The organism is Maribellus maritimus, assembly GCF_022267315.1.
GTDB classification, from domain to species: Bacteria; Bacteroidota; Bacteroidia; order Bacteroidales; family Prolixibacteraceae; genus Draconibacterium; species Draconibacterium maritimum.
In genome coordinates this window covers 1-17,214 of record NZ_JAIKLE010000045.1, presented here as the reverse complement: position 1 = coordinate 17,214, position 17,214 = coordinate 1, and the positions used below count along the sequence as shown (strand labels likewise).

11 protein-coding genes are annotated in these 17,214 nt (G+C 38.0%); all 11 read left to right on the top strand.

The features are described from left to right. Nucleotides 1-9 precede the first annotated feature (9 nt). The 11 genes from K5G00_RS25310 (at nt 10) to K5G00_RS25260 (ending at nt 16,988) form a co-directional block, all read left to right on the top strand. On the top strand, nt 10-1,116 hold the full coding sequence (locus K5G00_RS25310) for an SGNH/GDSL hydrolase family protein (protein WP_238769300.1): 1,107 nt from the start codon (nt 10-12) through the stop codon (nt 1,114-1,116). Nucleotides 1,117-1,196: 80 nt separating this feature from the next. Then, the gene (locus tag K5G00_RS25305) at nt 1,197-2,306 is read left to right on the top strand and encodes a 6-bladed beta-propeller (protein WP_238769321.1); all 1,110 of its coding nucleotides are present in this window, start codon (nt 1,197-1,199) and stop codon (nt 2,304-2,306) included. Between the two features lie 86 nt (nt 2,307-2,392). Beyond that, nucleotides 2,393-4,204 (top strand): sialidase family protein, encoded by a 1,812-nt coding sequence (locus K5G00_RS25300; RefSeq protein ID WP_238769299.1) that lies wholly within the window; start codon nt 2,393-2,395, stop codon nt 4,202-4,204. A gap of 12 nt (nt 4,205-4,216) precedes the next feature. Beyond that, nucleotides 4,217-5,296: a uroporphyrinogen decarboxylase/cobalamine-independent methonine synthase family protein gene (locus K5G00_RS25295; RefSeq protein ID WP_238769298.1), complete on the top strand. Its 1,080-nt coding sequence runs from the start codon at nt 4,217-4,219 to the stop codon at nt 5,294-5,296. A gap of 113 nt (nt 5,297-5,409) precedes the next feature. Beyond that, complete coding sequence (locus K5G00_RS25290; RefSeq protein WP_238769297.1) at nt 5,410-7,170, top strand: exo-alpha-sialidase; 1,761 nt, start codon at nt 5,410-5,412, stop codon at nt 7,168-7,170. 33 nt (nt 7,171-7,203) lie between these two features. Next, entirely contained in the window at nt 7,204-8,667 is a 1,464-nt protein-coding gene (locus tag K5G00_RS25285) for a sialidase family protein (protein WP_238769296.1), read from the top strand. 49 nt (nt 8,668-8,716) lie between these two features. Continuing rightward, a complete protein-coding gene (locus K5G00_RS25280; protein WP_238769295.1) occupies nt 8,717-10,573 on the top strand; it encodes a sialidase family protein in 1,857 nt (618 codons plus the stop codon). After that, nucleotides 10,570-12,069, top strand: a complete 1,500-nt coding sequence (locus K5G00_RS25275; protein ID WP_238769294.1) for a sulfatase-like hydrolase/transferase — start codon at nt 10,570-10,572, stop codon at nt 12,067-12,069. Before K5G00_RS25280 ends, K5G00_RS25275 begins: the two co-directional genes overlap by 4 nt. A gap of 31 nt (nt 12,070-12,100) precedes the next feature. Then, nucleotides 12,101-13,879 (top strand): alpha-L-fucosidase, encoded by a 1,779-nt coding sequence (locus K5G00_RS25270; protein WP_238769293.1) that lies wholly within the window; start codon nt 12,101-12,103, stop codon nt 13,877-13,879. Between the two features lie 67 nt (nt 13,880-13,946). Beyond that, the gene (locus tag K5G00_RS25265) at nt 13,947-15,113 is read left to right on the top strand and encodes a sialate O-acetylesterase (RefSeq protein ID WP_238769292.1); all 1,167 of its coding nucleotides are present in this window, start codon (nt 13,947-13,949) and stop codon (nt 15,111-15,113) included. Nucleotides 15,114-15,119: 6 nt separating this feature from the next. Next, complete coding sequence (locus tag K5G00_RS25260) at nt 15,120-16,988, top strand: alpha-L-fucosidase (RefSeq protein ID WP_238769291.1); 1,869 nt, start codon at nt 15,120-15,122, stop codon at nt 16,986-16,988. Nucleotides 16,989-17,214: the final 226 nt, after the last annotated feature.

The following is a 17,214-nucleotide window of genomic DNA, read 5'->3' as shown; positions in this document are numbered from 1 at the left end:
TTTAATTCTATGAATTGTAACTTATTACACATAGTATTTACGGTTTGTTTTGTTTCCTGTTCACTTTTTGGACAATCGGAAAATCAAATTAATGAAAGCAAAATCAAATATTATAATGGAGATTTGTTTTTGCTGGAAGGTTCTGCTTTTACTAATGATGTAAAAGAAAATCGTTATCAGAGGCTACCCGATAAATATCATGGAAAAGTTAGGGATCTGGTTTGGGACTTATCTAAATGTTCATCGGGAATGTCTGTCCGGTTTTTTACAAACTCAACCTATATTTATGTAAAGTGGAGTGTTGTAAACAGCTCAATAGCAAATCGAAATCATATGGCCGCCACAGGAGTTAAGGGAGCCGATCTTTATTTTAAAAATGGTAAAGAATGGCAATATGTTAATACGGCGAGGCCAAACGGAAAAGACTTCGAAGAATTGCTGGTTGAAAATATGGATGGCAAGAGGAAGGAATTCAGGTTGTATTTACCACTATACATTGAATTAACTGATATCCAAATAGGAGTCGAGGAAAGCTGCAAAATTGAGAAAGCAGTCCAAGATTCCGGTAAACCAATTGTTTTTTACGGAACAAGCATTACTCAGGGGGGATGTGCTTCCCGACCGGGGATGGCTCATACAAATATAATTTCAAGAAAAACAGGTATAGAATGTATAAATCTCGGGTTTCGCGGTAACGGAAAAATGGAACCAGAATTGGCTGAATTAATCAGGGAAATTGATGCTGAATTTTATGTAATTGAATGTTTGCCCAATATGACAAAACAAGAGGTTTTGGAAAGAATCTCTCCATTTATGGAAATACTTAGGGAAAAGCGCAAAAACACACCTGTTGTTTTTGTGGAGAATTTAATTTATGAGAAAAGTTATTTGGATAACAAGATAATGCAAAGCATAAGCGAAAAAAATCTGGCATTGAAAGGTGAATTTAAAAAATTAAAAAATGACGGGTTCAAAAATATCTATTATATGGCTGGAAAAAACGCTCTGGGGAAAGACCACGAGGCAACGGTAGATGGCACTCATCTGACTGATTTGGGATTTTTAAGATATGCCGACTTTTTGATTCAGAATTTAAATAAATATAAACTTCTTTAATAGATAACAGTATTAGGATGATTGCAAATGTCATTTATAATAGGCGGGGAAAGAATCTAATCAAATTCTTTGTAGTGATTATGTTACTATACTCGTGTGTTGATAAGGGCAACAAGGAAAGTAATATTGATTTCAGTATGCAAAAGCTAAGTGAATCTACTTTTAGTGAAACAATCTCCAATTATTCCATCGTTAAACTGGAAACTGCTGAGGAATCAAAGATTAATGTCATCACGAAAGTTCTTATTAACAACGAACATATTTATGTTCTTAATCACTGGGAGAATAGGCAGGAGATTCTCATATTTTCCCAGGCAGGGGATTATATTGATAAAATAAGTAGTGGAAATAATTCAACAAAAAGTTTTTCCGGTATTATCGATTTTGATATTCATCCTGTGACCGGAGATATCTGTCTTCTTGACCAAAAGCAAAAAAAACTTGTATTCTTTAAAGAGGATGGAAGATTTGTAAAAAGTACCCCAATCAATTATCTGGCAGGAGAAATAGCTTATGGAGTTAAGGCAGGAAAAGTATTTGTGGTTTTACATACAATACAATCAGATGCTGAATCAGATATTAACGATGAGATCATCGTATATGACGAAAATGATAAACTTTTAGACACATATTTTGAATATCAAAAAGAAAATCAGCCGTTACAAAATAAGAGAATAACCCTGATGAAAAGAGGTGATAATGTGATGTTTCTAAAGGAAGGAACAAACACCCTCTACGAAATCGGACTAAAGAAATGTGACATAAAATCAACTTTTACTTTTCCTAAACCGGTTCTACCTGTCAATAAGATTTACGGTGCATTTTTTAGCGGTGACGTAGATGTATCTCAATATGTTTATGATATAGATTATTTTGAATCAGACAGTATACTGTATACAACTTTTTCGAGTACAGATGGTGATTATATTGGGATCTTCAATAAAGAGACAAACTGCTCAACTCTATATAACATGCTTCTTGATCCATCGTGTAAGTGTGGTATAAAAATCGAAATAGCAGGTGTATATCAGAACAACTTTATTGTTCAAATTCCCCGAACAAAGATTGCGGATGTTCTGGAGGTTTTGGATAACGGAAGGACAAAATGTACAAACGATGAAATATTTGAATTAATTGACAATATGAAACCCGGAGAAAATCCGATTCTGTTATTGCTTGAGCTAAAATAAAGGAGAACAACCATATGAAACAAATCATTAAAACAAATCAACCGACAAAATTCTGTTTTTTCTGTCCGCTAATTTGTGCGTTAAAGATGAGCACAGGTAGAGTTATATTAATCTTGCTCCTAATACAAACAGGTTTTGTAAATACAATTCTGGCGCAGCCAAAAGACTGGCGTAATGCAAAAAATGGCACGTCTATTTATACAAATGGTTATTGCGATCAACCTTATGTTGTGGTTCTTGAAAACGGCAAATGGCTTTGTGTTTTTACTACAAACGAAGGGCATGAAGGAAGCGGGGGACAACATATTGTAAGTTGTTTAAGCGATGACCAGGGAAAAACATGGACAGAGCCGGTAAGGATTGAAGAACCAGGTAAAGAGTCAGCTTCCTGGGCAATGCCGTATCTAACTGATTACGGAAGGGTTTATGTTTTTTACGACTATAACGGAGATAGAATCCATGACCTGGGTACCCGGAAAAACATACGCGAAGACATGCTCGGATGGTATTGTTACAAGTATTCCGACGATGAGGGAAAAACATGGTCAGAAAGATATCGTTTAGATGTTCGTACAACAAATGTCGATTTGGATAATGATTGGGCAGGTAAAGTTCAGATTCTGTGGGGCATTGGCAAACCGGTTGATGTGGATGAAGGGATGATGTTTGCCTTTACAAAAATTGGTAAATATATGCTTGACAACAGTGAAGGCTGGTTTTTCAGATGCGATAACATCAACACTGAAAGGGATATTACAAAACTGAAATGGCAAAATTTACCTGAATCACAGGATGGCTTAAAAAACACAGATTTGGGACCAATCAACGCCGAACAAAATATTTTCCAAATGAATGATGGTTCCATTTACTGCATGCATCGCACTGTTTCCGGATTTCCTGCTGAATCCTATTCTTATGACGGAGGAAAAACATGGACATTGCCTGTTCCACCTATGTATGTGAATGGATTAGAACTTAAAAATCCAAGGGCATGTCCGAGAATCTGGAAATGTAAAAACGGTAAATATTTATTTTGGTATCATAACAACGGAGGGAAAGATTTTAATTCGAGAAATCCGGCGTGGGTCAGTGGAGGAGTTGAAAAGGACGGTAAAATTATCTGGAGCCAGCCAGAAATATTAATTTATGAAGAGCAGCCCGACATAAGAATGAGTTACCCTGACTTGATTGAACAGAATGGCAGATACTGGATTACTGAAACAAATAAAGAGAACGCACGGTGTCATCCGGTCCCTGATGGTTTTTTTGATATAATCTGGTCTCAATTAGAGAGAAATGCGTTAACTGAAGATGGTCTGGTTGCCCAATGGAATGAAAAAAATCATAAAACAAGTCGAACATTCAAAATTCCTCAGACTGAAAAGAATCAATATCAGTCAGGTTTTACATTCGATTTTAAAATTAGTTTGACAGACATACAATCGGGGCAGGTACTGTTTGCTGCAAAGACTCAGGATAATAAAGATGTTATTTTACAAACAGGTGAATATGGTTCCGTGGAAATTATCATAGAAAACGGGAATAATGTAGAAAAATGGAATTCTGATCCCGGACTAATAAATGCCTACGGAGAACATTGTGTTGCCGTATCGGTTGACAATGGGCCTAAAATTATTCAATTCGTAGTAGATGGAACCGTTTGTAACGGCAGAGACTTCAGGCAATTTGGCTGGACCAGATTTAAATCGAATTTGGAAAATATTTCGTTTAAAGAAATTGAGGTGGGTGATTTGAATAGTGGTCAAATTCGCCCCAAGGGCACCTTAAAGATTTTGAGAGTGTATAACAGACCGCTAATGAATACCGAAATTATCGGGAACCATCGTAATTTTTTAGGTAAAGAGCTTTTTTTGAATCTGAATTCAAAAGAGAATTGAATTGGTTTAATTATGAATAGCGACTGGAAAAAAAATATAGAAGAACGTGTAGAACAATTCAAATTATTTTATGCTCGTAAAAACGACCGGTCTTTATTGGGATTTTTCTGGGGAAGTGAATATCCGGTGCACAGGTATCCGGCCGCAAAATCTATTCCCGAAAGAACTGTACTTTCCCCAGACCATTTTAGTATTGAAGCATATTTAAACGATTACGACTACTTGTTTGAGGAGCATGAAAAATGTGGAGGCGATTTTATCTGGAGTGCCAGCATTTATTGGGGAATCCCTTGGGTCGAAGCCGCGCTTGGATGTCCAATACTCCTTAGTAGTTATTCTTCCGGTTCGATTCATGCTGAGCCTCTACCGGGTTTTAGAGGAGCCGCCGGTATCCCTGAGTTCTCATTGGAAAATAAGTGGGTGAAAAAGGCTATTGAGTTTCTTGAACAAATGACGGAACGAAGTAGCGGACGTTATCCACTGGCAACTACCCGTATGCGTGGAATATCTGATTTGTTGTCGTTACTATATGGGACAGAGAACCTCATTTTTGCAATGCTTGAAAAACCGGATGAGGTAGATGCTGTTGCAGAAAAACTAACGGATTTTTGGATTCAGTTTGGAAAGATGCAGATTGAACATATTTCTGATTTTTATGGGGGAATCGGTTCGTTTTATTACAATGCCTGGGCTCCCAAAGGCACAATATGGCACCAGGAAGATGCTGCAGCAATTTTGTCTCCCGATTTGTATGACACCTTTATCAGAAAATGGGACGAACAAATTGTAAATGTTTTTGATGGGTGTATTATGCATCAGCATGCCAATGGCTATTTCCCATATGAATATTATGTAAATATGGATTTTACCGCACTGGAATTACATATCGACAGCGGTGGACCATCTGCCGAATCACTTCAATCTGTATATACTCAAATTATGGAAAATAAGCCATTAATTATTTGGGGTGATATTCCGGAAAATGATTTGGAGTGGATATTTAGTAACCTCCAACCGCAAGGACTGGCAGTGATAACAGTGGTACAAGATGAAAATGAGGCTAGTAAAATATGGGGAAAGTATATAGGATAATGCAATTAAATGAAATTCGATTTAAATAGTTTAGTTAGTTACAGGAAAGGGTGTTCTATGATAGAAATCATTTGAATAGCCTTTCCTTCGAAAAGAAATTTTTAAAAATGAATATGAAAACAGCAATTTTTATAATTTTTTTGTGCTTGGCAGAAGTTATTTATGCACAGGATAATACGGATTGGAGATTTATAGATAATGCTGAGGGAATTATCCCCGATGAAAATTATGCCGATCAGCCTTATGTTATAGTTGCAAAAAATAACGATTGGGTATGTGTCTTAACCACTGGCCCCGGCACTGAAAGCCAGGTGGGGCAGCATATGGTAGCAGCTATAAGTTCTGATCAGGGAAAAACCTGGTCGCAGCTAATTGATATTGAAGAGTCGGATGCTCCACCTTCATCATGGGGAATCCCTTACATAACTCCTTATGGTCGTATATATGTTTTTTTCACCTTTAACGGGGATTCCATTAAAAATTACCCGAATGGCGAACCTGTTGTTAGAAACCATAATACAGAATTGGGTTGGTATTGTTATAAATATTCCGATGATAATGGACGTACCTGGTCTAATAGATACCGTATTCCAATGCGAAAAACCACAGTTGATTATATTAATCCATGGAATGGTAAAGTTCAATTGTTTTGGGGAATTTCAAAACCTTTCACTCACGAGAAATCCATGTATTTTTCTTTTACAAAAATGGGTATTCATCCACAGGATATGGGAGAAGGTTTTTTATATAAATCAGATAATATTAACACGGAAAAGGATCCGGCCAAACTTCACTGGGAACTTCTTCCCGAGGGTAATACAGGGATTAGTTACACGCCGCTTGGAGTTACACAGGAAGAGCATAATGTTGTTCCGCTGAATAACGGCGGGTTGTATTGTATGTACAGAACCAGTGAGGGATACCCTGCAAATTCCTACAGTGCAGATAACGGGAGAACCTGGAGTACACCGGAATATGCTACTTATGCAGATGGTAGGGTTATAAAAAATCCGAGAGCTTGTCCAAGGGTTTTTAAAACTTCAAACGGTAAATATCTTTTATGGCATCACAACAATAATATAAAGGGGTATACCGGACATCGGAACCCGGTGTGGATATCAGGTGGTATTGAAGTTAAGGGAAAAATAAAATGGTCGCAACCGGAAGTATTACTCTATGGTCCGCAGGACATACGCGGAATGAGTTATCCCGATTTAATCGAAGAGAATGGAAATTACTGGATAACTGAAACACAAAAAACCGTAGCCAGGGTTCATCTTATTAATAAGGATTTACTGGAGGGGATTTGGAATCAGGAATTGATGAAAAACGTAACAACAAATGGGTTGGTATTTGAGAAAGATAATATTCCTTCCAAAACGGATTTACCTTCCCCTGAACTTCCTGATTTGGGAAACGGTTCAGTTTCAATTGAAATACTCATTGATAGTGATGAATTAAAACCCAATCAGGTCATTTTGGATAATACCGATAAAAGCGGGAATGGAATAACAATTAAAGTAACTCCCCAAAGAACCATCGGCCTGAGTTTGCAGGATGCGGAGCAAAAAATTTTTTGGGATACTGACCCTGGAATGGTGACGGAAGGAAAGAATCATGTAGTCTTTATAATGGATGGTCAGGCAAATCTTATTACGTCTGTAGTAAACGGAAGATTATGCGACGGCGGACGATACCGTTTGCAGGGCTGGTCATGGTTTAGCCCGGATATTAAAGATATCAATGGAAATAAGCAGTTAAAAATTGCCCCTACTTTTGACGGCTCGGTTAAAATGCTGAGAATTTATAACAGATATCTTACAACCTCAGAAGCAATAGGTAACTACTACTCATTGACGAAAGGGAAAAAATAGTTTCGTTTTGTGAAAATACAAACAGAATTAGTAATGGATAAAAAAATCAGATTTCAAATTAGAATAAAGGAGAATTGTAACTTATTTCTGCTTTTTGTACTAGTTGTTTTAATTTCTTCCTGCGACATAGGAGAAAAAAACACTGAACAGGATAAAATTAAGGAAAAATCAGGAATTAAGAGTCTTTTTAGCAGGGACGAAATTATTGAAATGGGGTATCCTTTCGGGAAATATGGTAAAGATATACCACTCGGGGACCCGGATGTTGAGTGGAAAAGAAGCAATCCAGATATTTGTGTTTTTGTCCCAACAGGCTCCGGGATTTATAATGGGGATAACGAGCATTTTCTTGTGTTTAAGGCGCCTAAAAGCGAAGAACTTATCGCTTTATGGACACAAAGTTCAGTCGAAGGTAGGGGCGACAATCATCTCGTTCTGGCACGAAGTTCGGATGCCATCAATTGGTCAGAACCTGAATATTTGGTTGGCGCAAAATATGGTAAGGGAGGTCTGCAGGCTAGCTGGGGTTTTCCTGTCGTTTCAGAAAATGGCAGAATATACGTTTTTTATACAAAAGAAATCGAAATATATGATAACAGCAGGCAGGGAAGCGGAACAATGGGATGTATCTTTTCAGATGACAATGGACATACATGGACGGAACCCAGAGAAATTGAAATGCCCCGGTCAAAATACGATAATCCTGATGCAAAATATCCAAAGAACTGGATTGTTTGGCAGAAACCAATTAAAGACAACGAAGGGAAGTGGATTGCCGGATATACCCTTATCACATCAGAAACTGTCATGAAAAGCGAAAAGAACTGGGTAAATGCGGATTCGAGATGTTATTTTATGCGATTTGTAAACATCGATGAAGATCCATCTCCTGGAAAAATAAAAATTGAATGGTATCCTGAAAATGATCAAGGATTGGAAGTTCAAAATCCTGTATATCCTCACATGTCGGTAGCTCAGGAACCGGCGGTAGTTTTATTACCCGATGGCAGGTTATTTACCGTTATGCGAAACATGACTGGATTTGTTTATTATTCAGTTTCATCTGATAACGGAAAAACATGGGAAATACCGAAAATGCTAAAATATTCAGATGATGGAAAGGGAATTCCACACCCAATGTCGCCATGCCCTTTATACAAACTTGACAATGGAAATTTTATTCTGGTTTTTCATAATAACAACGGAAAAAGGCTTGGGTACGATCAGGCAGATAAAAAGTGGTATATAAATGTTGCAAATATTGTACGAAATCCAACTTATTATGCAGTTGGGGAATTTAAACAGGATGGAGACCAACCTGTTTGGTTTAGTGAACCGGTGGAACTGCTTAATACGCATGATATTGCTGTTCCTCCAAAAATGTCGGCAGAAATTGGCACCTATCCCAGTATTACTGAGTTTCAGGGAAGAACAATACTTTGGTATCCCGATCGGAAAAGGTTTCTGTTGGGAAAATATTTGGATGATGTTCAATAGAGTTTCGTAAAAGATTTATTCGGATTTGTCTAACTAAAAAATGAAAAAAATGGAAAATAAGCAATTCAGGAGAGGACAGCATATATACAATTTCATTGGTTTGGCACTGTTTTTTGTTTTTCTGTTACATTCAACTGATATTTATTCGCAGGAAAAAGACTGGAGGAATATTGAAAATGCAGTAGCTGTTATCCCCGATGAGGGATACTGTGATCAACCTTATTCCGTGATAAACAGCAAAGGTGAGTGGGTGGTTGTTTTAACTACAGGTGCCGGTCATGAAGGGCAACCAGGGCAACATGTTGTTTCAACAATTAGCAAGGACAAAGGAAAAACCTGGAGTCCGTTGATAGATATCGAACCTGCTACCGGACCAGAAGCATCATGGATAACTCCTTTAATAATTCCATCAGGACGAATTTATGTGTTTTATACTTACAATTCAGAAAATCGACGTGAGGTGCTGAATTCAAAAGGCGTTCCGATAAAACGTGTAGATACATTCGGGAAAATGATGATGAAGTATTCCGATGATGGTGGATATTCCTGGTCGGAAAAACACTATGAAGTCCCTGTACGAAATTTCGAAATCGATGATAAAAATATTTATAAAGGAGAAATTCAATTTTTTTGGAGTGTGGCCTTGCCAATTGTTCATGAAAATGCAGTGTATTTTCCACTCTCAAAAGTGGGTAATTTTGGTGAAGGATTTATGGAAAGCGGTTCAGGGGCGATTTTGAAAAGTTCAAACATCCTTTACGAAAAAGATCCTGAGAAAATAGAATGGGAAACACTCCCTGATGGAAACAAAGGATTACTCCCACCACAGGGACAGGTCGCCGATGAACATAATATTGTTTCGTTAAGCGATGGAAGCCTGTATTGTGTATATCGAACCAATCAGGGACATAATGTCCAGGTTTATAGCAGAGACAATGGACACACATGGACAACACCGAAATGGGCTAGTTATTCACCCGGTGGGAAGCTCATGAAACAACCGCGGTGTTTTAACAAGATTTATAAATTTAGTAACGGGAAATATGCGATGTTTTTTCATAACAACGGATCCCGAAACTACAGCAGCCATCCTCTTGGAAACCGCAATCCAACCTGGCTTGCGGGAGGTATTGAAAAAGATGGATATATTTACTGGAGTCAACCCGAAGTTTTTCTTTATGACATGAACTATTTCAATGGGATTTCCTATCCCGACTGGATTGAAGATGAAGGAGAATACTATTTTACAGAAACACAAAAGACGATTGCACGAATTCATAAAATACCAGCGGAGTACCTTGAGATGCTTTGGACCCAGGCGCTTAATAAGCAAAAGACAAAAGAGGGGCTTGTGCTGGATCTTAAAGGAGAATCCTGTAAACAGGGCAGAGAGTTTTCAATGCCCGGGATAGGGAATTTATACAAGGGAGATGGATTTTCTCTGGAATTTAAATTAAAAACCGACAATCTTAAAAAAGACCAGCTGTTACTTGATACCCGTCGCGAAAAGACCGAAGGTTATCAAAATGCAGCAAAATACATTGGCAATGGGCTTAAAATTAGTATTCTAAAATCGGGAGCGTTGGAATTTTTAATGGATGATGGCAGGACGCCGTTAATTTGGTCAACTGAATCCGGAGTAATAATACCCAAAACAGTTAATCATATTGTAATAAACGTTGATGCAAAGTCTAAAATGCTCACTTTTGTTATTAATGGTGATTTGTGGGATGGAGGTGAGAGACCATTTGGATATGCTCGATTTAATCCGTTTATGTGGGATGTAAACGGTGATCCAAAAGTCCGGTTTTCGTCTGAATTTAAAGGAGATATTTTATTATTCAGGGTTTATAACCGGTTTCTTTATACTTCGGAATCTATTGCAAACTATCTTTCAGGTCAATGAGATTAATATCTTGTATATTACTGTTTTGTTTGCTGGGAGGCTGTTGTTCTTCTGAAAAGAAAAGCCCGGTGAAACCCAATGTCGTATTTATACTTGCCGACGATTTAGGTTACGGAGATTTACAGTGTTACGGAAATCCATACATTGAAACGCCGGAAATTAACAAACTGGCGAATCATGGCATTCTTTTCACTCATTATTACAGCCCGGCCCCGCTTTGTGCCCCGGCGCGCGCTGCAATATTAACAGGTATGTATAATCACCGGACTGGGGCAATAGATGTTTCATCCAACAGGGGGATTGATCGGATTGCTCTTTCCTATAAAACAATGGGAGATTATTTTAAAAGCGAAGGCTATTCTACCGGTTTGATAGGAAAGTGGCACAACGGTTTGTATGATCTTCAATATCATCCCAATAAAAGAGGATTCGACTATTTTTTCGGATTTCTGAATGGTATTCAGGATTATTGGAGCTGGAATCTTGATTTAAATGGAACCAATGTCCCTTCCGATGGAAGATATCTAACAGATGTTATTACAGAAAGCTCACTTGAATTTATGATGAGGAATAAAGAAAAACCATTTTTTCTTTTTATTGCACATCATGCTCCCCACATTCCATATCAGGCGCCCGAAAGACTTGTAAAAAAATACATGGAGAAAGGGAAGGGAGTGTTCAATGAGAAGGTGGCTACACTTTACGCCATGATTGAGTCTATGGATAGGGGAATTGGAATGGTCGTAAATGAACTCAAAGATTTGGGATTAAGTGATAATACTATTATTGTATTTACTAGTGACAACGGAGCACAAAATACTGGTGAAAATTTGCGTTATCAGGCAGGCCTGTCTGGGACAAAAGGTATTGTTCTCGAGGAGGGTATAAGAGTTCCTGCAATTGTTTCATGGCCAGGGAAGTTTCCTCAAAATAAAATATTTACCGGTCCTGTGCACGGTTGTGACTGGTTACCCACATTACTATCCCTTACAAATAACACTTCCGGCATAATTAAGAATACCGATGGGCATGATATTTCCGAAATTTTGCTTGGGAAAAGCAATGAATCAAATTATGACCGGGATTTGTACTTCCAAAAAAACAGGTATTACCCGGTGCCACATTCCGATGCTGCAATAGTAAAAGGAAAGTGGAAATTATACTGGCCTGGAATAAAGGTAACAATGAAAAAGGAAGATAAAGATAATCCTTCGGTTTGGAAAGGAGCCACGGAACCACACTGGGAAATGCCATGCGATACAGTAATACCACATTGGAAAGATATTGTTCCATTAAATCCACAACTTTTTAATTTAGTCGAGGATCCTGCTGAATTGTATGACCTCTCTGCCAATCATCCTGAAATTGTAAACGAACTGACACGGAAGTGGGATAGTTGGTTTTCCGATGTAATGAAAGATTATAGAAAATCATGGAAAGAAATAAAAAATACAGAAAAGAGAAGATGGAGTGCTGATGAAGGGAAAAATCAATAATAGCTAATATACAATTTTAAAATTACAAATAATGAAAAAGATATTAATTCTGATAGCTTTACTTATAGGGATAAAAGACTTTGCCGGGGCACAGTCTGTAAGTCAAAACGAAAGAATGCAATGGTGGCGCGATGCTCATTTCGGAATGTTTATCCATTGGGGACTTTACGCGATACCCGCCGGCGAATGGGAGGGAAAAGAAATTGAAGGAATAGGGGAGTGGATTATGAAACGGGCCCAGATACCTGCTACCGAGTACCGCCAGTTTGCCAAAGAATTTAATCCTGTAAAATTTAATGCATATGATTTTGTAACTACCGCAAAAAACGCGGGAATGAAGTATATAACTATCACTTCGAAGCATCACGATGGTTTTGCTATGTTTAAGTCTGACGCTTCAGATTACAATATAGTGGATGCAACTCCTTACGGAAAAGATGTGATTAAAGCATTAGCTGAAGAATGCCATAAACAGGGATTAAGAATATGCTTTTACTATTCTCAATCGCGCGACTGGAATGAACCAAACGGACTAGACAATGAATGGGATTTCCCGAAAGAAAGAAACTTTCAGAAGTATCTGGAGGAAAAAGTAAAACCTCAGCTTACTGAATTGCTAGCCAATTATGGCCCGGTGGGGTTAATCTGGTTCGATACACCCATGAGTATAACAAAAGAACAGGCACAAAGCCTGAAAAATTTAGTACGGAGACTTCAACCCGAATGTATAATCAGCGGCAGATTAGGAGGAGGAGTTGAAACTGATTATATGTCAACAGGTGATAATGTAATCCCGGCAACCGTGGTTCCCGGAGATTGGGAAGTTCCGGCAACTCTTAATAATACATGGGGTTATAAAAAGAATGATCATCATTGGAAATCTCCTGTAGATCTTACCCGTCTTCTTTTTGATATTACAGCAAAAGGTGGCAACTACCTCCTGAATGTAGGTCCTACCGCCGAAGGATTGATTCCGCAGGAATCGGTTGATATACTTGCCAATGTAGGCGACTGGATGAAAATAAACAGTGAATCGGTATATGGAGCCCTTCCAAACCCGTTTAATGTGGAATTTAAATGGGGAAACATAACACAGAAATCCGGAAAACTCTATCTGGGGATATTTGACTGGCCTTCCGGTGATTTTTATCTGGAAGGGCTTGAAAACAAGGTCAATAAGGTATATTTGTTATCCGATGCAAATCAAACACCACTCCCTTTTAAATCTATTTACAATAAGAATTTAAAACATCATACTTTAAAGATTGAACTTCCGGATGCTGCTCCTGATGAGGCAGTCTCAGTCGTTGTTCTTGAAATAAAAGGAAAAGCAAAAGTTGAACATGAAATTTGCCAAAATGTAGATGGAAGCGTTTTATTACATGGAGCAATGGCAGATGCCAGAAAGGACGGGAAACCTTATGATTTAAAATTTACGGCAAGGGGGGGAGGCGCTGACTGGAAGGACGAAAATGTAAATCTTACATGGAATTTTAAAGTAGAAGAACCCGGACAATACAAAATTGATTTAGTTTCAACCGAAACCGGTTCTCATGGAAATCCCTTGTGGCAGGGAGGACATAAAGTTAAAATACAGACATCGGGTCAGTCAGTTGAGTTTGTTGTTAAAAAAGATTTTAGTGAATATAACCAGCGTACCCAGTATTGGAAAAAAATACATACAGATGGCGGTAATATAAATCTTAAAAAGGCTGGAGAATATACACTTTCATTAGAACCACAAGAGCTGTCGGATGGAAATATGGGATTTACTTTCCAGAGTATCAGTTTGATACCTGTAAGTCACTAATTAGATAATGATTGTATGGGTAGGGTACTGCTAATGTGATAATATGAAGAATTAATTGTTGAAGAATATGCTTGCCAATGCTTTGAATAAGAAGTACGCTGGAGTATTAGCCATTGCTTTTATTTTGTTGATTTTTTCTTTTCAGAAATCGGAAGGACAAATATCACGAGAGTTCAGTTTGCCACTGTGGATTTCGGATGATATGATATTTCCTTCTGAGACTAACTGGATACTTAAGGGAAGTTGCGGTCCATTTCAGGAGGTATCGGTCAGTTTTGATAATATAAAAATTTCAACCAAGTCAGATAAAGATGGTTTATGGGAAATAAATTTTCCTTCTGTAAAACCTGGTATTTTCGCCGATATGGTGTTTGTTTGTAATGGTGAAACAAAGGTTATAAAAGAAGTGCTTTCAGGAAATATATGGTTGTGTGCAGGGCAGTCAAATATGGCAATACACGTTAAATCTTCCAAAGAGTCCATCGAAGCCGGAGAGGATTTATTTTCGTCTGATATACGTTACTTCAATGGCAAACAATGGCAAAAGGTCACAAGCGAAAATGTACAGAGTATTTCAGCAGTGGCTTTCTTCTTTGCTGCTGAAATGGAGCGAAGAAGAAAGAAACCGATAGGTATTTTTGTGGCAGCAAGGGGAGGAACAGGAATTGAAGCATGGGTGCCCGAAGAGGCGTTCCCTGATAACGAAACCGGAAACAGGTTCAGTACTCTGGTTAATGATCCACTCGTTTTAAAAGCTGCCAAAGAGGATGAAGACGACATGAAACCATATGGGCAACACAGGTTGGCAAAATGGGGATTGGGGCGTGCTGTTCCGGCAACGCTTTTTAATAGACTTATACGTCCGTTTGGTCAACTCCCTCTTACTGGTGTGGTTTGGTATCAGGGAGAAAGTAATACTGACAATGTAAGCCAGGCAACTGAATACCGTTTTTGGCTGAAGAATCTTATTTCTTCCTACAGAAAACACTTTGACAAGCCTGATTTACCGTTTGCCATAATTCAGCTTCCAGTTTATGATCCGGGCACAACCGAAAGTCTGAACGTTTGGAAAATTCTTCAGGATGTTCAGGCTACTGTTGCTCAAAATACTAGTTATACAGTATCGGTAGATATTCAGGATTTGGGTGAATTGCACAATATTCATCCCGTTCAGAAAAAAGAAGTGGGAATAAGGACAGCGAAGGCTGTTTGTAAATTGATTTCTATTAACTGATTTTATATGAAGATTATACTTAAGCAATTATATTATATCTGCATCTGCTTTATTGTTTTGTCTTCCTGTGTTCCATCAGAGAGGGAACATACTAAAACCGTGAGCCAACAGGAATTTACAGATCTCCGGTTTGGAATGTTTATCCACTTTGGTCTTTATGCGCTGCCTGCAGGTATCTGGGAAGGTGATACATTACCTTCGGGAACGGTTGCAGAACATATCATGAGGTTGAAGTCTATACCAAAGGAACAATACCGTCAGCTGGCAAAGAAATTTAATCCGTATAATTTTGATGCCCATAAAATTGTAGTTTTGGCAAAGCAAGCCGGGATGAAATACATCGTTTTTACCGCCAAACATCACGATGGTTTTGCCATGTTCGACTCCGATTATGATGATTACAATATAAAGGACGGCACACCTTACGGGAAGGACATTCTGAAGGAACTTAGTGAAGAGTGTAAAAACCAGGGTATTAAATTAGGTCTGTATTATTCTCATGTAAGGGATTGGGATGAATATCACTCGGTTGATAAGTATGGAAACAATTGGGACTGGGATAAAAATGACGCGAACAGAAATCTTCAGACTTATCTTGACAAGAAGGTTAAAACTCAACTCAAAGAATTACTCACAAATTACGGCGAAATATTTTGTTTATGGTTCGATACTCCGGGCGATATCTCAAAAGAACAGGCTAAAGATATTTATGATTATGTGAAAAAAATACAGCCGGCTTGCCTCATTAACACAAGAATAGGGGCAGGCCTGGGTGATTATGGAGTTATGGGAGATAACCAGATTCCCCCCGGAGTACTTGACGGAGTTTGGGAATGCCCTGCAACCATGAACCATACCTGGGGTTTTCATTGTGCTGACAGTGCCTGGAAATCACGAGAGGATATGCTTCTCCAACTGATTGATTTATCTTCAAAAAATATTAACTATCTCTTGAACATTGGACCTAAGGATGATGGATCAATCCCTGAGGAAAGTGTTGATCGGTTAAAGGAAATTGGTAAATGGGTTATTGAAAACGGAGAAGCAATATACAAAAATGGTCCAAGTCCCTGGTTTCAGGAAATGGATGGTATTCGTGTTACTACAGGGAAAGACGCTCTATATATTGTGCTTTTGGATAAATGTATGGAAGCCATAACACTTTATGGGCTTAAAAGCGAGGTGATTAAAGTTACTGATATCCATAATGAAGTTTCAATTCCTTATGAATACAGGGAAGTAAAGGATTTGGACTTGCCGGAATTAAAAATCAAAGTTCCAGATAATTGGAAGGAGAAAATTTTTCCTGTTTTTAAGGTAAAGATAAAAGGGCAGCTACAAGTAAATGATCGACCAGGACAGATGAGTTCGGGAAATATAATTTTACAGGCAGGTATGGCAGAAGTCATTGGAGATAATGGAAATTTACAGATTTCAGGAATGGATGGAGTAATAGATACAAACAACTGGCCCTATTTTGCCACGAAAAACTGGAATAGCACTAAAGATTATCTAAAATGGGATTTTTTTGTTACAGAACCGGGATTATTTCATGTAAATGTTATAAGCGTATCAACAGTGAGAAGCTATGAAAGTTACAAAAAGAGATGGGAGTCAATATATCAAAATAATAATGACTTTAATAAGCTCTTCTTTACAATTGATAATCAGACAGTGTCCGGAACAATTAAGGGAAAAGTGCAAATAAGTCATATTCGTTCAGCCTACAGGCCTGAATTTATAAACCGTTTTGGAAAGATTCGTATTGAAAAACCGGGCAATTATACGGCTGTTTTGAAGGCCGGTTTTATTAATCCTATTGATACTGACGGACCGGTAATCTATGAAGTACAACTGGAAAAAGTTCAGAATTAACGAGGTTGATTTGCCTTGGTGGAAAAAACGGTCAAAGTGATCACCCGATAACGATTCTTGTTATACGGCGAATGCCTGGGCGGTAAAGACGAACATACCACTGAACTTTCATTACAGGAAGCGGTAATACTATTTTAAATACAAAATGCCGCATTGAAAATTTTTAGGTAGTGTTTGTTTCCGGTTATTGACATTATGGTTTCGGGTTGCATTTCTATTACCATAT